Genomic DNA, 18430 nt, shown 5'->3' with positions numbered 1-18430 from the left:
GGAGCGGTTTCCTGATCTTTGACGGTGGCGGGATCGATTGATCTCGCGTTGACGTCACTTTAGGAAATCCATGACCTATCTGAAAGGTGCAAGAAATGAGTATCGGACTAGGCCATGTTTGTAGCGCCCATGAAACAGCCCCGCGGGACCGCGCGATGCCAGGGGGTGATTCCGCTGACCGCGAGTCCGGCGGGGCCGGTGACCCTCATGGGGTCTTTACAGCTGAGCCTGCTGGCTCAGTTGCTCGCCCGTTGGCTTACTTGGGCGCTTCAGGGGTGGCGCTGCCGCTGGTCGAGGGATTCGCGGGCGTGGCGCTGCCGGTGGACGGCGTGGTGGTCGAGGGAGCCGGCGACATGGTCGAGGGCGCGGTCGTCGACGGGGCGGAAGTCGCAGGCGCGGTCGTGGAGGGCGTCGCGCTATTTGCCGCCGGCGCTGCATCTTCCTTCTTGTTGCAAGCCGTCAGCGACACGGCGAGGATGGACGCAAGAATCAAGGTTTTACCGATCATGGACTGTTCTCCTTTTAGTAAATCAGCCAACAGTCTTCCCTGGCCGCGAGCCGGCGCCTACGGGAAAACACTAAGTCAGGCTAAAGGAAAGGGTCCAAAGATTGAGTAGGAAAATTAAAGCGCCCTAGTCTCAAACGAAACAGGCCTTGCCGTAGTGTGTCGTGTTTTGCTTGATGTGACCGAGAGCCCGCCTAGACGTGACTTTGTGCGATCTGGAAACGTCGTTTTTGTGCGGTTTTGTGGGTTTTATCCGGTAATTTGACGCGCGCGGGCCGGCGCCAGGGCCTGGCCCGCGGACCGTTTTCAAGCCGCGTCGTAGCGCAGCCAGCCGTCGTCCAGCCATTCCGCCAGCATGTCCTGCTCGGACTCGTTGGGGCGGGCAGTGGCGCAATCGAGCGCGCGCTCGTCGGCCAGGCGCCGCATCAGCGCCGACGGCGGCACGGGCGCGACTTCGCCATTGATGAACAATTGCCGCTGGCGGTAGAGCATGCGCGTGCGTCGGTCCAGCACCAGGCGGCCTTCGGTGGGCCATTCCACGGCAAGATCGACGTCCTCCGGCGGCACGCCGTCAAACACCGCGCTGGCGGCGGGCTCCGTCAGCCAGCAGCCGAGGAAACGGGTCGCCAAAGCTTCATCGAAACGCAGCTTGCCCACCGCGGCCAGCGCCGCGTCGACCAAAGTGTCGGGCAGGGCGGCGGGTTGCGCGACGGCCGGCTGGCCGGGGTCGCGGTAGACGCTTTTCAGGTCGGGACCGGGGAGCGGCGGCTCGGCATAGGGGCCGGCGGGTTGGCCGGCGCGCGCCATCACCTGCTCGGCCGCGGCTTCGAGCATGCCGCGCGCCAGCACGGCCTGGCTGGGGGAGCGGAAGCCGATGGAGATGGTCATGCAGTCGCCGATCGCGATGCCGTCGTGCGCCACTTGCGGGGGCAGATACAGCATGTCGCCCGGCTCCAGCACGTGATTTTCTTCCGGCTGGAAGTCGCGCAGGATTTTCAGGGGCACGCCGGGGACCAGGCTCAGGTCGCGCTGGCGGCCGATGCGCCAGTCGCGCTGGCCGTAGGCCTGCAGCAGGAACACGTCGTAGCTGTCGAAATGCGGGCCCACGCCGCCGCCGTCGGTGGCGATGCTGATCATCAGGTCGTCCAGGCGCGCGTCCGGGATGAAGCGGAACTGCTGCATCAAGGCGGCCGCGGCGTCGTCGTGCAGATCCACCCCTTGCACCAGCAGCGTCCAGCCCGGTTCGCCGGCCTTGGGCAGCCGCGCGAAGGGGCCCTGTTCCATCTGCCAGGCGCCGTTCTCGCGCCAGATCAGCCGGGCCTCGACGTCGTCATTGCGCGCCAGGCGCTTGATGCCGGCGATGGTCAGCGGCGGGCGGAAGGCGGGGATGGCCTGGCGGATCAGCAGCGGCTTGCGCTGCCAATAGCGGCGCATGAAGTCCGCGGGCGTGCGGCCGCCGAGGAGTTGCAGGGGGGTATCCGGGTTCATGAGGGTCCTGATTCTTGTCTGTGTGTGGCTGTTGCAAGCGCGAAGAAGGCGCGGGCTCCGCTGCCTGCGGGTCCCGCTACTTATCGCACCGCGGCCTTCAAGCGATAGAGCGCGTCCAGGGCTTCGCGCGGTGTCAGGCTGTCGGGATCGATGGCGGCCAGTTCGTCACGCAAGGCGTTCAGTGCTTCGTGGTCCGCGTCGGCATCGGCTTGCGCGGAAGCCTGGGCATCGGCCTGCGCGGCGGCGGCGAACAGGCCCAGCTGCGGGGTCGGCGCGCCTTGCGATTCCAGGCGTTCCAGTTCGCGGGTTGCCTGGCGGATGACGGCCGGCGGCACGCCGGCGCGCTGCGCGACCTGGATCCCGTAGCTGCGGCTGGCCGGACCTTCCCGCACTTCATGCAGGAAAACGATGCCGCCCGGGGATTCCGCCGCGGCCAGGTGGATGTTGGCTGCGGTCGGTTGTTCCGCCGGCAGCCGGGTGATTTCGAAGTAGTGAGTGGCGAACAGCGTCAGCGCGCGATTGTGCGTGAGCAGGCGCAGGGCAATGGCCCAGGCCAGGGCCAGGCCGTCATAGGTCGACGTGCCGCGGCCGATTTCATCCATCAGCACCAGGCTGGAAGGTGTGCTGGCGGCGAGGATGGCGGCGGCTTCGGTCATCTCCATCATGAAGGTGGAGCGGCCGCCGGCCAGGTCGTCGGCGGCGCCGATACGCGTGAAGATGCGGTCGATGCGGCCGATGCGCGCGCGCGTGGCGGGCACATAGCTGCCCGTGCGGGCCAGCAGGACGATCAGCGCGATCTGGCGCATATAGGTCGATTTACCGCCCATATTGGGACCCGTGACCAGCAGCATGCGACGGGTCGAATCGAGCCGGCAGCTGTTGGGCGTGAAGCGTTCGATCGCGCGTTCGACCACCGGATGGCGGCCCGCGTCGATGTCGATGTCGGCGTCTTCGGCCAGCTCCGGCGCGCACCAGTCATGGCGGCGCGCGTGGTCGGCCAGCGCGGCCAGGCAGTCCAGCTCGGCCAGGGCGCCGGCGCACTCGGCCAGGCTGCGCACGTAGCCGGCCAGCGCGTCCATGACTTGTTCGTAGAGCCATTTTTCGCGTGCCAGGGACCGGTCCTGAGCCGACAGGACGCGGTCTTCCCAGGTTTTCAATTCCGGCGTGATGTAGCGCTCGACGTTCTTCAGGGTCTGGCGGCGGCGGTAGTCTTCCGGCACCTTGTCGGCCTGGCCGCGGCTGACTTCGATGTAGAAGCCGTGGACGCGATTGAACTCCACGCGCAGATTGGCGATGCCGCTGCGCTCCCGTTCACGGGCTTCCAGTTGCAGCAGGAAATCACCGCTGTCGGTGGCCAGGGTGCGCAGCTCGTCCAGGTCGCCGTCGTAGCCGGTGGCGATGACGCCGCCGTCGCGCAGCGCCGCCGCCGGTTCGGCGGCAATGGCTTCCTGCAGCAGGTGGGCGATCGCGGGATCGAGGTCCAGCCGCGCCGCCAATTCGGCCACGCGCGGCGAGCGCATCAAGGGCCGCACCGCATCGCGCAGGGCCGGCAGCGCCTGCAGGGCTTCGCGCAGGCTGGCCAGTTCGCGGGGGCGCACCGAACGCAGGGCCACGCGCGTGGCGACGCGTTCCAGGTCGGGGTAGCGCTGCAGGGCCGCGCGCAGGGTCTCCAGCGGCGTGGCCGCGCTGAAACTGGGGCTGTGGGCCGACGCGGCATCGTCCATGCGGTCGGCCAGCATCTCGGCGATCGCTGTCTGGCGGGCCAGCACCGGCGCGTTCTCACGCAGGGGGTGGTGCAGCCAGCGGCGCAGCAGGCGGCTGCCCATGGGCGTGCGGCAAGCGTCCAGCACCGAGAACAAGGTGGGGGATTCCTCGCCCGCCAGCGTTTGGGTGAGTTCCAGATTGCGGCGCGTGACGGGGTCCAGCAGGACGAATTCGCCCAGGCGCTGGGCGGTCAGGGACTGGATGTAGGACAGTCCTTGCGATTGCGTGCGGGCGGCGTAGCGCAGCAGGGCGCCGGCGGCGCAGATGGCGGCCGGCATGTCTTCGATGTCGAAGCCGGCCAGGTTGTCGGTACGGAAGTGGGCCAGCAGATGCTGGCGCGCGCCGTCGCTTTCGAAATGCCAGTCGGGCACGCGGGTGCGGGCGCCGTCGAAGCTGAAGTCATGGTCGGCGCAGTCGGCGTAGATGACTTCGGCCGGCGCGATGCGATGCAGTTCGGATTCGAGCTGGCCCGGCGCGCATTCCGTCACCAGGAATTCGCCGCTGGCCAGGTTGAGCCAGGCGATGCCGGCGCGGGGCGAGCGGCCGCCGCTGACGTGCACGGCGGCGAGCGAGCGGTCGGCCTTGGCCGGCAGCAGGGCTTCGTCGGTCAGGGTGCCGGGCGTGACGATGCGGACGATGCGGCGTTCCACCGGCCCCTTGCTGGCGGCGGGGTCACCGATCTGTTCGCAGATGGCGACCGATTCGCCCAGGGCGACCAGGCGTGCCAGGTACTGTTCCATGGCGTGTACCGGCACGCCAGCCATGGGGATGGGCTGGCCGGCCGAACTGCCGCGCTTGGTCAGGGTCAGGTTCAGCAGGCGCGCGCCGCGTTCGGCGTCGTCATAGAACATTTCATAGAAATCGCCCATCCGGTAGAACAGCAGCAAGGGTCCCGCCTCGGCTTTGAGGCGAAGGAACTGCTGCATCATTGGGGTGTGAGTGCTTTCTACGTTTTGCGACATCGGTATTCGGTTCAGTCTCGCTGCGTGGGGGACGGCCGCCCCCGCGGTTTGCAATGGAGCTAGATTGTAGCGAGCCGCGCGATCGGGCACGGCGGGCGTATCGGTCACTGCCTCGCGGACGAACTGCGGCGGAGGCAGACAGTCCGCTGTGCTACGCGTTCTTCCCGGCGCCTTCACAGACCATGCCGCCTGGAATACGTAAAACGCTCGGCGTAACTTCCGGTCTGGCCGAGCCCACTATCCCTTGGAATCGTCTTGCTTTAAGATAAGGCACCCATAATAATTATGGGTATGTCGGACGTAATTCCACTTCGCTTATCGGGTCACCAATTCCTGCGCATCGTGCGCGGGCTGGCAACCGACACCGTGAATGTGAAGTTCAGCGGGCATGCTTTGGACCGAATGCGGGAGCGGGGCTACACCACCACGCAGGTCTATGCCTGTATCAGGAAGGGAAGCCTTTACGAGCCGGTTCATCAAGATATACGGGGCGACTACAAATGCACGCTGCGACACATTTGCTCCGGCGATGAGGTCAAAGTTGCCATTGCGCTGAAGCGCAATGACCGTGGCGGTTGGATTGCGGTCATTACTGTTTTCTGAGGGGGAGTTTCTATGTACCACTACACTGAATGCGGTCTTGACAACGTGTGGTTGGTGAATGGTTATCACGTTGAAAAGATCGATGGCGAAGAGTACGTGTCATTTGAAGATGCCGATGAACTGCATGGGGTGATCGGCAGATCCTTGGCGGAGAAGCCGACGCTCACAGGAGCCGAAGTGAGGTTTCTCCGGAAGGAGATTGGAATGTCCCAACGCCTGCTCGCCCAGTTCCTGGGTACTACGGAGCAGACCGTATCGTTATGGGAGAGGGGAGCAAACGTTCCTGATAGCGAAGCTCGCCTCATGAAGGCCGTTTACCTTGAAAAGGTGGATGGCAACGTCAGCGTGGTCGACCTTCTTCAGCACCTCATCGAACTCGATCGCAAAGATTCCGAGAAGCTGGTGTTCGAGGACACGGAAGAAGGCTGGAAAATCGCCGCTTGATCGGCCGCGCCGCCACAAGATTTTACGCAGCGGTTCCGACGGCTTGCAGGGCTGGTTCGCCGGCTACGCGGACGCGGTTGCGGCCGGCGTGTTTGGCGGCGTAGAGGGCGGTGTCGGCGGCGCCGATCAGGGCGTCGGGCGTGTTCAGGTCGTGGCCCTGCCTGACGGCGACGCCGATGCTGATGGTGACGTTGACCAAACTGCCCTGCACGGAGAACGGCTCGCGCTGCACGGCTTCACGTAATCGCTCCGCGGTCTCGGCCGCTTCTTCCAGCTGCGCATCGGGCATCAGCACCGCGAATTCCTCGCCGCCGAAACGCGTGAGCAGGTCGCGGCGCTGCAGGCGCTGCAACAGGCATTGCGCCACCTGACGCAGGCAGGCATCGCCGGCCAGATGGCCGTAGCGATCGTTGAATGCCTTGAACATGTCGATGTCGACCAGCAGCAGCGCCCCTTTCGATTCCGGGTCCGTGACGAACAGGGCCAGGGCCTCATCGAGCTGGCGTCGATTGGGGATGCCCGTCAGCGAATCGGTGTAAGAGAGATCGGCAAGCGCGCTATTTCTCGCCGTCAGGCTTTCGTTGCGCAGGCGGTCCAGCAGTCCATGCAGATACACCCGCCGTGCCGCGCGCTCGAACGTGTGCGAACCCAGCAAGGCCGGCATCAGCAGCGTGCCCATGAAACCGATCAGGAACACTTCGTCGCTGGCCCCGATCTCCGGACGGCTGGACAGCGCCAGCGCGTAGACGGCGGTATTCACCAGGAAAAATGCGATCGCCTGGCGAAATCGCAAACGCACGAACACCAGGACGAAAGCCGTCGGTGGAATGGCCAGCAGGAAATCGCGCAGGGTGGCCGGCTCGGGCTTGGCGGCGACCACCAGGATGGCCGACACGGTGCAAAGCAGGCCGCAAGCCATCAGCGCCGTCTCGCGTACCGCGCTGGACATGCCGACGCGCAGCCACAGGAAGCGGATGGCGAGCGCCACGACGGTCGGCCCCACAAGCTGAATGGCGACGTTATGCCAGTCCGGTTGCGGGATGACGGTGAGGTTCAGTAATACGCCGAGGATGAAGTAGAGCGTCGCGCCCCACAGCACGATGAAGCGCAGATCCTTGACCCGCTCCGCGGCGATGTCGCGCTCGTAGCGGACTTCCAGCGGCGCGGGAAATCGCAGCCGGAAGCCAGCGCGCTCCAGCTCCGTCTTGGCCATCGATTCCAGGCCTGAAGACAGCGGCGCCGGGGAGGCATCTGCGTTCTGCAACATCGGTTTCCGGTTCGGTCTTGCTGCCGACGTTTTATACGCCGGTCCGCAATGGAGCTTGATTGTAGCGATTCGAGTCGGAAGGTTACATGGCAGCGGCTGAGCGCGCGCTGACGCGGCGGAATCTAGGGTTTGAACCAGTCGGCCATGAAGTCGATGAAGCTGCGCACCGTGGCGGGCATCAAGTTGCGGTGGGGCACCAGGGCATGAAAGGGCAGGACGCGCGCGGCCCATTGCGGCAGCACATGAATCAGGCGTCCCGCTTTCAGGTGTTGATCGACCACGAATGACGGCGCCAGCAGCAGCCCACGATCCAGCAACGCCAGTTCCAGCAGAAAGCCGATGTCCGAGGCCTGGGTCGTGCCGCTGACCTTGACGACGCTGCGGCGAGACTGCTCGTTCCAGAGCGTCAGGCGATCCGGCGTCGCGGTCTGCGTGTAGATCAGAAAGTCATGGTCCGCCAGCGCTTCCGGCGTGGCGGGCGCGGGATGTCGTTCCAGATAGCGGGGCGACGCCACCAGAATCAACGGAAACTCGCCCAGCTTGCGTGCGACCAGGGCCGTGTCCGGCAGATCGCCCAGGCGCAAGGCCACATCGAAGCCGGCGGTGATGAGATCGACCTCCCGCTCTGAAAGGTCCAGCTGCACGGAGACTTTCTCATAGCGGGTCTGATAGACATCGAGCGCCGGCGCCAGCACCGCCGTGGCGAAAGCCAGCGGCGCGGCGACCCGCAAATGCCCTTGCGGAGCGGCCTGCAGCGCGCCGACATTGGCTTCCGCATGGGAAACCTCGTCGAGGATCGCGCGGCAGCGCTCCAGATAGACGCGACCGGCTTCCGTGAGGCTGAGTTTGCGCGTGGACCGGTTGATCAAGCGAACGCCCAGGCGCGTTTCCAGGGAAACCAGATGCCGGCCCGCCATCTCGGCGGACAGCCCATTGCCGCGCGCCGCCGCCGTCAGGCTGCCGTGGTCGATGGCATCGCGGAAGACAGCCATGCTGATCAGGGTGTCCAGGGCCATTATCTATTCTAAGTACTAAATATTTGGATTATTGGCCTGATTATCAATGCTGCTTCCGAGATCCACAATAGGCTTCCTGACATGAACGGAGCTGAACATGGACTCATCCTTCACCACCGCGGGCGCGCGCATCCACTACGAGCAGATCGGCACCGGTGGTCCGAACATCATCTTCCTGCACTACTGGGGCGGGTCGTCCCGCACCTGGCGCCATGTGACAGAACGGCTGGCGGACCAGGCACGCTGCATCTCGGTCGATCTGCGCGGCTGGGGCCGGTCCGTCGCGCTCGACGACCGCTATGACCTGGAGGCGATGGCCGACGACGTCATGGCCTTGGCCGAAGGCTTGAACCTGGACAGCTATTTCCTGGTCGGTCATTCGATGGGCGGCAAGGTGGCCCAGATCGTGGCGCGGCGCGCCCCGGCGGCACTCGCGGGTGTCGTCCTGGTGGCGCCGTCGCCTCCCGGCGGCATGGCCGTTCCGGCGGACGTGCGGGCAGGCATGCTGGCGTCCTATCAAAGCCCCGCCGGCGTCGAGCAGGCATTGGCGGTGCTGACGCACCAGGCCCTGGCTGAAGAAGACAAACAGCAGGTCCTGGCCGATACCTTGCAGGGCGCCCCGCAAGCGAAGGCGTATTGGACCGACGCGGGCATGCTGGCGGACATCGGCGCTGTGGCGGGCATTACCGCGCCCGTGCTGATCGTCGTGGGCGAGCAGGATCAGGTGGAACGCGTGGCGGTGCTCAGGCCTGTCTATGCGCGAGTGCTGCCACGCGCCGACTTCCGGACCCTGGCCGGCACCGGCCACCTGGCACCGCTCGAAGCGCCGGAAGCCGTCGCCCAGGCGTGCGCCGAGTTCGTCAGCGCCTTGGCCTGAGGTCAGCCCTGCGGAGCCGCGCGCTGGCGCACCATGTCCTGGAAGGCGGTGAAAATGCGGCGCATATTCGGCGCCTTGTAGGGGAAGATGTCTTCCGGATCCATCGCGTGGACGATGCCGCAGGTGTCGCCTTCGAATACCAGCAACTGGCCGTCCGGCGTCTCGGCGCAGTCCATGACGAAATAGTCCAGGCCGACGCGCTGGTGGATGTCGCTGAAGGCCGCTGCGTGGCGGGCGCCGAAGTCGCTCTCGAAGTTCTGCATCCGCGCGCCTTCTTCGGCACGGTTGTCGGCGTTCTCCAGCATGTCCGCGTTGAGGTAATGCACCATCCAGCGCGGGGAGATGCCCAGGTGGCCCAGAAAAGGGCGGCCCTGGACCAGCACCACGCGGTACTTGCGATAACGGTTGTCGGGGCTGCGGTAGTCGATGAACTGGGACAGATAGAACGCGGCCTGGCCGGCATCGCTGCCGGCTTCCTGGGCGGACGCGGGCACGGGTGCCGCTTCTTGGCCTGCCGCCCCAGCCGCAGCCGCGTCATGAGCAGCGAGATATGCGGCGAGATCGGCGGCCTGGTCGATTTTCTCCAGGCCATGGCCGGCGTGCGAGTCCAGGGGGCGTACCAGCACGGGATAGTCCACGCCGGGTAGCAGATCCGCGGGACGCGACAGGCCCTGGGCCAAGGCGTCAAGCTCGGCGCGGGTGACCCGCCGGATCACCGGTACGCGGATGCCCGGCGCGTCCTGCAAGGCCGCGCCCAGGCCGTCGCGCGACGTCTTCAACACGTGTTCGGGCCGGTTCAGCACCGGCCGATGCCATTGCGCCAAGGGTGTTTGCAGGGCATCCAGTAGCGGGCGGTTGGCGGTCGATTCGCCGACGGCGACGATCACCGCGTCATGCTCGGGCAGTTCCTGGGGCGCGGGAATGCCTTCGCCCACGTAAAGAATGTCCAGGGCGATGTCCGAGTCAGCGATCAGGAATTCCAGGGGCGTATTGGCCAGGAAGTCACCGCAGGCGACCAGAGCCAACAGGCGCAGCGTGGCCGGCTGGCGGCCGGCGGCCTGGTGATACAGGGGCTGGGCCTGCACCGTATGCCGTTGCAGCGCCATGGCGGTGTCGTGCTGGCCTTGCAGCAGCAGCACCATGGACAGGTCCAGCGCCGCATTGCAGTCGGCCGCGTCCTGCTGGGCGCGGGCGAGCAGTTGCTGGCGCAGGGCGTCGAGATCGCCGCGCTGAAAAGCGTAGGTGATCAGTTCACCTTTGCCGATCAGGGCGGGGCCAGACGCGGCGATCGCCTTGGCGGTGCCGTCATGCGCGAGGTTGGCGCTGGCCGCGGGCGCCGCGTTTGAGGTGGCGGCAGTCGTCGTGTCGTTCATAGTACGGCTTGCGATTCGAGGTCAGTAACGGCGCGCGCGGGCACCGTGGTAGCGGCAACGCCGGCGTCGGTCGTCGCCGTGTCACCTTCATTCTTGAGCGGCGCCTGCCCCGTCAACTGCGCCCCTATCGCCAGGACGGCGTCGAACAGGCGGTCGGTATCCACATGGGTGCTGCGATGATTGACGATGGCCGCCCGGATGGCCAGGGCGCCGCCGATGCGCGTGGTGGACGGCGCGGCCAGGCCGGACTCCTGCAACTCCAGCACGATGGCCGCGTTCAGGCGGTCGGCCGCCGCCGCGTCTTCGGCGCGATAGCGGAAGCAGACGATGTTCAATGCCACCGGCGCCAGTAGCTCCAGGCGCGGCTCGGCCTGGACCCGCGCCGCCAGACCTTGCGCCACCGTGCAGGTATGGGCGATCACCGCACCCAGGTGATCGGCGCCATACACCGTCAGGGTGAACCACGTCTTCAAGGCCCGGAACCCGCGCGACAGGTCGGGACCGAGGTCGCAGGGCCAGGGCGAATTGGCGGCCAGGCCGCGGTCGTCGCGGCTCAGATACGCCGCGCTGGCGGCGAAAGCCGCCTGCTGGGCCGCGCTGTCGCGCACCAGGATGAAACCGGCGTCATAGGGCACCTGGCCCCACTTGTGGAAATCGAAGGCGACGGAATCCGCCCGTTCTATGCCCTGGAGCAGCGGAGCGAGGCCCGGCGCCAGCATGGCCAGCGCACCAAAGGCGCCGTCGACGTGGAACCAGAGCTGTTCGCGGGCGGCGATGTCGGCCAGCGTGTTCAGCGGGTCGACCGCGCCCACGTCCACCGTGCCGGCGGTGCCGGCGATCAGGAAAGGGCGCAAGCCGGCCTGGCGGTCGGCGTCGATGGCGGCCTGCAAGGCCACGGGGTCCATGCGGAACTGGGCGTCCACCGGGATCTTGCGCAGGTTCTCGATGCCCAGACCGGCGATGTCCATCGCCTGGGCGATGCAGCCATGGGCGCAGACGGACGTGTACGCCACCAGGCGGTCGGCTTGCGCGGCGACGCCGGCCTGGCGCACGGCACGGCCCAGCGCGGAGGTACGGGCGACCAGGACGCCGATCAGGTTGGCCATGGAGGTGCCGGTGACGAACAGCCCGCCGGCGCCCGCGGGCATGCCGAACAGTTCCGCCATCCAGCGGGCGATCTGGCGCTCCACCTCGATGGGAATCTGATTGCGTCCACCCAGATTGGCATTGAGTCCGGCGGCCAGCGTCTCGGCCAGCATGCCGACAGCGCTGCCGCCGCCGTGCACCCAGCCCATGAAGCCGGGGTGCGCGTTACCCACCGCGTAGGGCAGGATTTCCTCCATGAACCGGTTGTGCGCCACGGCCAGGTCGGTCGGTTGACGCGGCATGGGGCTGCTGAAACCGGCCCGCACGGCGGGCGGCGCGGGCTGCCAGACGGGGCGATCGCGCAGCGTGCTCAGGTAGTCGAACATGTCGTCGAGCATGCGATGGCCCTGGGCGCGCAGGTCGGACCAATCGGCGGGATCCAGCGAGGTCTGGGGCGCGGCGGACGGGGAGGAGGGGGGCACGGGCAATGGCAAGATGTCTTCGGGCCTGGCGCTCCATCCGAGGGAAGACGGGCGGCGCGGCCGGTTGCGGAGTCATGGCCATGTTGCCACCGCGCGCGCCAGGGGGGACAGCCGATCAGCGGGCCTGTTTGCGGCCATTTTCGGCTTTTGGGCAGAGGTAAGGGACTGACGGGTGGGGCGCTCAGCCTGCTGTGTCAGCTTAGTGATGGCTGGCGGCGTGCGCCTTCTTGTTGGCGGCGCGGGTCCGGGCCGCTTTCTTCGCGGCGGCGGAGCGGTCGGCCGCGGTGCGCTTGGTCGCGGTGGATCCGGCCTTCTTGGCGGGGACCTTCACACCGGCCCGGCGCGCTTCGGACAGGCCGATGGCGATGGCCTGCTTGGTGGAGCGGGCGGCACCTTTACCTGCGTGGGCACGGTCCACCTGCTCCTTGACGAATTCGCCGGCCTGGGTCGACGCGGATTTGCCTTCCTTCTTGTCACGAGTGGCACGAGCCACGGTTTTGCGTTCCGGCATGATGGATGCCTCCTGAAATCGGCTTGCGTTCGTTGCGATCAGGCCTGTTTCAGCAAACCCTGTGCCTTCCGCGACTTGGCTGCAGCGGTTGAGCACGGCACTTGCGGCACAGCCGCGCCGGCCGATCGTGCCGGCAGCGCGACCGCCGTCCAGCGGAACAGGAGAAGGCTCTCATGGCCAACCACGTTTACAAGCAAGTCGAATTGGTCGGTTCGTCGACCACGTCCAGCGATGACGCCGTGCAGCGCGCGATCGAACGGGCTTCGAAGACGCTGCGCAATATCGAATGGTTCGAAGTGACGACGGTGCGCGGCCACATCGAAAACGGCAAAGTGGCGCACTGGCAGGTAGGCTTGAAGATCGGCATGCGCATCGAAGAGCCGGGCGCATGACAGGCATGACGCGCGCGAGGCGCCGCGGGGCCCGGCCCGATTAAGCATATCGGGAAAAAATCTTTGGGCCTGCGTGGGCTGCGAAGGCAGGGATGCGAAGGGGCCTCATGGGCCCCTTCTGCACGTTCGCTTAGTTGCTGAACTTGGCGACCCAGGCGACGTAGTGGTCGACCCAGCCTTGCAGGAAGGCCTTGGTGTCGGCGTTGGTGATATTGAAATCAGCGTCGACCAGGCCTTCCTTGAATTGCAGGAAGACTTCCGGCGTGGTCAGCGCGGGCGCGCCTTCGGCCGCCAGGATGTTGCGCAGGTGCTGCTGGGCCAGGGCCGTGCCCGCCGCGCTGGGCGACGCGCCGACGATGCCGACGGGCTTGTTGTTCCAGTTGTTCTGCCCCCAGGGCCGGGTACCCCAGTCGATGGCGTTCTTCAACGCGGCCGGCACTGACCGGTTGTGTTCCGGCGTGACGAACAGCGCGCCGTGCGATCCGGCAATCAATGCCTTGAGCGCCGCGGCGGCGGCGGGCATGTCGTTTTCATCGTCCTGATTGAAGAGCGGGATGTCGGCCAGGCTGGCGTACCTGAAGGTGACGTTCTCCGGCACCAGCTTTTCCAGTGCCTTGGCCAGTTGAAGATTGATGGAGCCCTTGCGCAGGCTGCCTACCAATACCGCGATGTCGTAATTCATGAAGCGCTCCTCAACGTGGGAAAGACGAGCGACCAGTGTAGAGAGGGGATCGTGGCGGGGCAATGACGGCATGCGCGGAGTGCCGCGGCGTTCAAGGCCTGTCCAGGCCTATCCAAGGGCGGGACAGGTCGGGATGAGGTATGCACCGGTTTGGTGCAGCGGATAAGGGAAATCACTAATATGACGCATGTTGCGGTGCGACAATTCATCCGCACGCCGAGCTGCCCGTACGGGCAAGTGCGCCATTGCTGCGCCGCAGTGTTGGCATGGACTTTGCTTTAGAACCCTTAGGGTTATCCCGGTTTCAGTCGCAGCAGCAGGAGTAGTCATGTCCACCCCCCGTATCAGCCCCCCCGTGACCATGTTGGTCACGCGCCAGATCACCCCCGAGCGCTACAGCGATTTTCTCGCCTGGCTGCGGCAGGGCGAAATCCTGGCCGCCGGCTTTCCCGGCTTCCTGGGCTCGGGAGTATTGCAACCGCCGGAAGGAGGTGATCAGTACCAGATCGTGCTGCGCTTCCATGACGCGGCCAGCCTGGACCGCTACGAACGCTCGCTGCCCCGCCGCATGTGGCTGGAGCGCGGCGCGCAACTGGTGCGCGCCAGCAAAGTCCATCGCGCCACCGGCATGGACAGCTGGTTCGGCCCGCAGAAAAGCGCGCCGCCCCGCTGGAAGCAGGCGTTCAGCATCTGGGTGGTGTACTTCCCGGCCTTGCTGGCTTTCAGCCTGGTGTTCAAGGATGCCCTGACACCCATGCCCACGTTCTGGCGCGTCCTGCTGACCTGTTCCGTGATGACGCCCATCCTGTCCTACGTGCTGATTCCCCTGGTGACGCGGGTGCTGCACCACTGGCTGCATCCCGGCGTGCCGCGCCCCGCCGCGCCCGCGCCGTTGCGGATGCTGGGCAACCTGCTGCGGCTGCGCGGCAGCGCCGTGCGCGGGTGATTCATCGAGGTATCGCGACGGCCAGGCGTGGCGCTGCAAGCGTCTGGCACGGCGGTCTCATCTGCTAAAGTGCGCTCCAATTGACGGCGCCCCCGCGCGCCGTGCCTTACTGATTGACGGACGCAGATTGCAGGTAGAGAGCGTATGAATTTCGCCATGTCGGACATCACCCAACTGATCCCGCGTTTCTTCGACCTGGGTGTGAACCTGCTGACGGCGCTGCTGATCCTGGTACTCGGCTGGTGGATCTCCGCGCTGCTAGGCAAATGGGTTCGCCGCATCGCGCGCCGCTCGGCGCGGGTCGACCCCACCATCATTCCCATCTTTCATTCGACCGTGGTGTGGTCGATCCGCATTTTCACCGTGGTGGCCGTGCTGGCGCGTTTCGGCGTGCAGACGGCCAGCATCATCGCGGTGCTGGGCGCGGCCGGCCTGGCCGTCGGCCTGGCCTTGCAGGGCACGCTGCAGAACATCGCGGCGGGCATCATGCTGCTGCTTCTGCGCCCCGTGCGCGCCGGCGAGTTCGTGTCGCTCAGTTCCGGCAGCAACGGCACGGTGGAAGAGGTCGGCCTGTTCCTGACCCGGCTGGTGCAGCCGGACGGTATCCATATCTCCCTGCCCAACAGCACGGTGTGGAACGCCACCATCACCAACTTCAGCCGCAATCCCACGCGCCGCTTCGATCTGCCGGTCGGCATCCGCTACGGCGACGACCTGGAGCAGGCTCTCGCATTGTTGACGAAGCTGGTCAACGAGCATCCGCTGGCCTTGAAAGACCCGGCGCCCGAAGTGCGGGTGTTCGAATATCTCGACAACGTGATCACGGTGAACGTGCGCTCCTGGGTGGAGTCGCCGCGCTACTGGGAATATCGCTGGGACCTGCTGCGCCAGGTGCGACTGCAGCTGGACCAGAACGGCTTCCAGCCGCCCGTGCCTGTTCGGGTGATCTCGGGCCCGGGCGAAGCGCCGCCGGCCACTGTCAAACCGTCTTCAGGCGCGCCAACTCAGCCTTGATCCAACCCGCGATTTCGCGTTGCCGCTGTGCCGGCATGCGGTCGATGATGGCCGTCACGCTGATGGCCAGCAAGGGCACGCCGTCGGCGTCCAGCAGCGCGCAACCCACCCCCAGCGCGCCGCGCACGGCGTGATTGCCGACCACGGAATAGCCACGCGCCCGGGTGGTTTCGATCAGGCGCAGCATTTCGTGGGTGGTCATGCCGCCGTATTCATCCAGCTGATTGGCATTGCGCATGACGATGCCTTGCGCCACCTCGTCCGATAGCGCGGCCAGCAGGGCCATGCCGCCCGACCCTACGCCCAGCGGCTGGTGCTTGCCGGCATAGGTGGCCAGGATCTGCACCGGATAACCACCGATCTCCCGATGCAGGGAGACCGACTCGTCCCCTTCGCGCACCACCAGGAATACCGCGTCGCCAGTGCGTTCGGCCAGCCGCCGCAGGATGGGCAGGGTCTGGCGCAGGCGCGGGTCCGGTTCGCTGATGGCGGCACTCGGCGCCAGCATGGCGCGGTACTTCTTGGTGCCCGCCACGGACTGGGCGAGGCCCGCTTCCAGCAGGGCCGCCAGCAGGCGATAAATGGTGGGGCGTTGGATCTGCGTATGGCGCGCCAGGTCGGTCACGCTAAGTCCATCGTTGCCGTGGTCGCGCAGAGCGGCCAGCACTAGCAGCCCACGCCGCAGCGTGCGAGGGCCGGTGGAGGTGGAGCGGCTTTCTTCCATGAATCCCGGGGCGCGCCGGTCGGGTGCGTTCGCGCGATGGCGGCGGCAGCTGGCGGATAGGAGAAGTGCGTCCGCCGGCGACGTGCCGTGACCGTCGCGCGCGGCCTCGGCCCGGCGCTATGTCTCGTTAAGTCGGTTGTCTGTCCACGGGTCGGAAAGCCGCCATTCAGTTTGGCGTCCAAGCCATGGACATCTTGTTGCCGTATGTTGCCTGATATCCGAAAATCAGGCAGCAATTATTTTAATCGTCCATCAAATGGACAATCCTGGAGAGAGGCAAATGAGCCAAAAGCTTGCCCTTTGGCGCAAGGCTGCAACCGTGGCCGGCGCGTGCGCTGTAATGACTTTCGGTGCGACGGCCCATGCGGCTTACCCCGACAAGCCCGTTCGTATCGTTGTCGGATTCTCGGCTGGCGGTACTACTGACGTGATCGCGCGCATCATGGCCAAGGAGTTGACCGAGGCCACTGGCCAGTCCTTCGTGGTCGAGAACAAGCCGGGCGCCGGCAGCAATATCGGCACCGAATACGTCGCGCGTTCCCCCGCCGACGGCTATACCCTGTATTTCGTCGCGGTCACCAGCGCGATCAACCAGACGCTGTATCCCAAGGTCAACTTCGACCTGAACAAGGATTTCGCGCCGATCGCCCTCGCGGCCAAGGTGCCCAACGTGCTGGTGGTCAATCCCAGCGTGCCGGTCAAGTCGGTCAAGGAATTGGTCGATTACGCCAAGTCCCATCCCGGCAAGCTGAATTTCGCGTCGTCGGGCAGCGGCACTTCGATTCACCTGGCGGGTGAGCTGTTCAAGCAGCAAGCCGGTGTCGACGTGATGCACGTGCCCTACAAGGGTAGCGGCCCGGCCCTGACCGACTTGATCGGCGGCCAGGTGCAGTTCATGTTCGACAACATGCCGTCGTCCTGGCCGCACGTGCAAAGCGGCAAGTTGCGCGCGTTGGCGGTGACCACCAAGGAACGTTCGGCCAGCGCGCCGGACCTGCCGACCATGGCTGAGTCGGGTTTCCCGAAGTTCGACGTGTCGTCGTGGTTCGGCCTGATCGCGCCGGCCAAGACGCCGCCGGAAGTGATCGAGAAGCTCAACGCCATCATGGTGAAGGCGCTCGACAAGCCTGAGGTGAAGCGCAGCTACGAGCAGTTGGGCGCGGTGGCGGTCAAGACCACGCCGGCCGAATTCGGCCAGTTCATCAAGTCCGAAGTGGACCAGTGGGCGGTGGTGGTGAAGGCTTCCGGCGCGACGGTCGACTAGTCGTCGCATGACGTAAAAAATAGGGCGGCCCTGGGCCGCCCTATTTTTTGGAGTGATCGCAGGCACAGCGGAGCCGGCTTTGCCGGTCCGCCAGTGCCGCCCCTTGAGGGGGGCGCGCGTAGCGCGCTGGGGTGGGCCTTCCCTCGCCAGTGCCGCTCCTTGAGGGGGGCGCGCGTAGCGCGCTGGGGTGGGCCTTCCCTCGCCAGTGCCGCCCCCTTGAGGGGGACGCGCGTAGCGCGTCGGGGGTGGGCCTATTTCTTTAGCATTGCTGTGCACACGCCGCGCAGCATGTCGACTTCGTCGCGCGTCAAGGCGGCGCGGCTGAACAGATGCCGCATGCGCGGCAGCAGTTTCTTGGGATGCTGCGGATCGAGGAACTTGACCGCGACCAGGGCTTCTTCCCAGTGCGCCAGGAAAGCCTGCACCGCCGCGCTCGACGCGGGCGCCGCGCCGGGGTCGGGCGCGGCAGCCTGGGTGGGCGGCAACAGGTCCACGCCGGCGTGCGACAGCAGGGCATAACGCAGCTCCCACGCCGCCAGTTGCAGGGCCTGGGCCACATTCAGGGAACTGTATTCAGGATTGGCTGGAATATGGCAGATCCGGTGGCAGGCCGCGATATGGGCGTTGGTCAGCCCGGCCCGCTCGGTACCCAGAACGATGGCAATCTCGCCGTCGCCGTGCTCATCCATATGGGCACGGGCAAGGTCTGCCGCCTGGCGGATATCGCAGGGCGGGGGGCCCAGGTCGCGCACCCGCGCCGTCAGGGCGAAAGCCAGGGTGACCGGGGCCAGCGCCTCTTCCAAGGTGGCGTGGACGCTGGCGGCGGCCAGCACGTCCCCGGCGCCGCTGGCCAGGGCCTGGGCCTCCGGCTGGGTCGTCATGTCGCTGAATTTCGGCTCGACCAGGGATAGCGTGGAGAAGCCCATCGTCTTGATGGCGCGGGCCGCGGAACCCACGTTGCCGGGGTGGCTGGGCTGCACCATGATGAAACGAACGCGTGAAAATGCCTGAGTCATTTAAAATGCCACGT

General features: G+C 66.2%; 18 protein-coding genes. 7 read left to right on the top strand and 11 right to left on the bottom strand.

The genetic code is table 11. The annotated features are described in order from the left end of the window. Nucleotides 1–256 precede the first annotated feature (256 nt). The 3 genes from ASB57_RS15130 to mutS form a co-directional block, all read right to left on the bottom strand. On the bottom strand, nucleotides 257–508 hold the full coding sequence (locus ASB57_RS15130) for a hypothetical protein (protein ID WP_057652970.1): 252 nt from the start codon (nucleotides 506–508) through the stop codon (nucleotides 257–259). A 303-nt stretch (nucleotides 509–811) separates the two neighbouring features. Then, the gene (locus tag ASB57_RS15125; RefSeq protein ID WP_057652969.1) at nucleotides 812–1993 is read right to left on the bottom strand and encodes a cupin domain-containing protein; all 1182 of its coding nucleotides are present in this window, start codon (nucleotides 1991–1993) and stop codon (nucleotides 812–814) included. 80 nt (nucleotides 1994–2073) lie between these two features. Continuing rightward, nucleotides 2074–4686, bottom strand: a complete 2613-nt coding sequence (gene mutS, locus ASB57_RS15120) for a DNA mismatch repair protein MutS (RefSeq protein WP_057652968.1) — start codon at nucleotides 4684–4686, stop codon at nucleotides 2074–2076. Nucleotides 4687–5010: 324 nt separating this feature from the next. On the opposite strand from mutS, the gene ASB57_RS15115 reads away from it, so the two are divergent. Both ASB57_RS15115 and ASB57_RS15110 read left to right on the top strand, forming a co-directional pair. Then, a complete protein-coding gene (locus tag ASB57_RS15115; protein ID WP_057656171.1) occupies nucleotides 5011–5322 on the top strand; it encodes a DUF4258 domain-containing protein in 312 nt (103 codons plus the stop codon). A gap of 12 nt (nucleotides 5323–5334) precedes the next feature. Next, nucleotides 5335–5766, top strand: a complete 432-nt coding sequence (locus ASB57_RS15110) for a DNA-binding transcriptional regulator (protein WP_057652967.1) — start codon at nucleotides 5335–5337, stop codon at nucleotides 5764–5766. 22 nt (nucleotides 5767–5788) lie between these two features. Here the strand turns inward: ASB57_RS15110 and ASB57_RS15105 are convergent, their stop codons facing one another. Together ASB57_RS15105 and ASB57_RS15100 are read right to left on the bottom strand one after the other, a co-directional pair. Continuing rightward, a complete protein-coding gene (locus tag ASB57_RS15105) occupies nucleotides 5789–7033 on the bottom strand; it encodes a GGDEF domain-containing protein (protein WP_057652966.1) in 1245 nt (414 codons plus the stop codon). 122 nt (nucleotides 7034–7155) lie between these two features. After that, nucleotides 7156–8049: a LysR family transcriptional regulator gene (locus ASB57_RS15100; RefSeq protein ID WP_057652965.1), complete on the bottom strand. Its 894-nt coding sequence runs from the start codon at nucleotides 8047–8049 to the stop codon at nucleotides 7156–7158. Nucleotides 8050–8146: 97 nt separating this feature from the next. Here ASB57_RS15100 and ASB57_RS15095 point away from each other — a divergent pair, with 97 nt between their 5' ends. Next, nucleotides 8147–8926 carry an alpha/beta fold hydrolase gene (locus ASB57_RS15095; protein ID WP_057652964.1) on the top strand — a complete coding sequence of 260 codons (780 nt, stop codon included), beginning with the start codon at nucleotides 8147–8149 and terminating at the stop codon, nucleotides 8924–8926. A 2-nt stretch (nucleotides 8927–8928) separates the two neighbouring features. Here ASB57_RS15095 and ASB57_RS15090 read toward each other — a convergent pair whose 3' ends face one another. The 3 genes from ASB57_RS15090 to ASB57_RS31110 all read right to left on the bottom strand — a co-directional run bounded on the left by ASB57_RS15090 (nucleotide 8929) and on the right by ASB57_RS31110 (nucleotide 12378). Continuing rightward, nucleotides 8929–10299, bottom strand: coding sequence for a RimK family alpha-L-glutamate ligase (locus ASB57_RS15090; protein ID WP_057652963.1), 1371 nt, complete (start codon nucleotides 10297–10299; stop codon nucleotides 8929–8931). Then, nucleotides 10296–11867 carry a pyridoxal-dependent decarboxylase gene (locus ASB57_RS15085; RefSeq protein WP_231755151.1) on the bottom strand — a complete coding sequence of 524 codons (1572 nt, stop codon included), beginning with the start codon at nucleotides 11865–11867 and terminating at the stop codon, nucleotides 10296–10298. The genes ASB57_RS15090 and ASB57_RS15085 overlap by 4 nt, the downstream gene beginning before the upstream one ends. A 199-nt stretch (nucleotides 11868–12066) precedes the next feature. Beyond that, the gene (locus tag ASB57_RS31110; RefSeq protein WP_057652962.1) at nucleotides 12067–12378 is read right to left on the bottom strand and encodes a DUF6496 domain-containing protein; all 312 of its coding nucleotides are present in this window, start codon (nucleotides 12376–12378) and stop codon (nucleotides 12067–12069) included. Nucleotides 12379–12551: 173 nt separating this feature from the next. Between ASB57_RS31110 and ASB57_RS15075 the strand changes: the two genes are divergently transcribed. Next, complete coding sequence (locus ASB57_RS15075; RefSeq protein WP_057652961.1) at nucleotides 12552–12770, top strand: dodecin; 219 nt, start codon at nucleotides 12552–12554, stop codon at nucleotides 12768–12770. A 130-nt stretch (nucleotides 12771–12900) separates the two neighbouring features. Here ASB57_RS15075 and ASB57_RS15070 read toward each other — a convergent pair whose 3' ends face one another. Further along, nucleotides 12901–13452 (bottom strand): NADPH-dependent FMN reductase, encoded by a 552-nt coding sequence (locus tag ASB57_RS15070; RefSeq protein ID WP_057652960.1) that lies wholly within the window; start codon nucleotides 13450–13452, stop codon nucleotides 12901–12903. A 328-nt stretch (nucleotides 13453–13780) separates the two neighbouring features. Here ASB57_RS15070 and ASB57_RS15065 point away from each other — a divergent pair, with 328 nt between their 5' ends. Both ASB57_RS15065 and ASB57_RS15060 read left to right on the top strand, forming a co-directional pair. Then, nucleotides 13781–14398 carry an antibiotic biosynthesis monooxygenase gene (locus tag ASB57_RS15065; protein ID WP_231755150.1) on the top strand — a complete coding sequence of 206 codons (618 nt, stop codon included), beginning with the start codon at nucleotides 13781–13783 and terminating at the stop codon, nucleotides 14396–14398. 144 nt (nucleotides 14399–14542) lie between these two features. Beyond that, complete coding sequence (locus ASB57_RS15060) at nucleotides 14543–15412, top strand: mechanosensitive ion channel family protein (RefSeq protein ID WP_057652959.1); 870 nt, start codon at nucleotides 14543–14545, stop codon at nucleotides 15410–15412. Here ASB57_RS15060 and ASB57_RS15055 read toward each other — a convergent pair. After that, nucleotides 15378–16136, bottom strand: coding sequence for an IclR family transcriptional regulator (locus tag ASB57_RS15055; RefSeq protein ID WP_057652958.1), 759 nt, complete (start codon nucleotides 16134–16136; stop codon nucleotides 15378–15380). The two genes, ASB57_RS15060 and ASB57_RS15055, sit on opposite strands and share 35 nt — an antisense overlap. A 340-nt stretch (nucleotides 16137–16476) precedes the next feature. On the opposite strand from ASB57_RS15055, the gene ASB57_RS15050 reads away from it, so the two are divergent. Next, nucleotides 16477–17400 carry a tripartite tricarboxylate transporter substrate binding protein gene (locus tag ASB57_RS15050; protein ID WP_231755462.1) on the top strand — a complete coding sequence of 308 codons (924 nt, stop codon included), beginning with the start codon at nucleotides 16477–16479 and terminating at the stop codon, nucleotides 17398–17400. A 251-nt stretch (nucleotides 17401–17651) separates the two neighbouring features. Here the strand turns inward: ASB57_RS15050 and ASB57_RS15045 are convergent, their stop codons facing one another. Next, nucleotides 17652–18416, bottom strand: a complete 765-nt coding sequence (locus ASB57_RS15045) for an RNA methyltransferase (protein ID WP_057652956.1) — start codon at nucleotides 18414–18416, stop codon at nucleotides 17652–17654. Between the last annotated feature and the right edge of the window lie 14 nt (nucleotides 18417–18430).

The organism is Bordetella sp. N (assembly GCF_001433395.1).
Classification (GTDB): Bacteria; Pseudomonadota; Gammaproteobacteria; order Burkholderiales; family Burkholderiaceae_B; genus Bordetella_C.
This window is presented reverse-complemented; position numbering and strand designations above follow the sequence as displayed.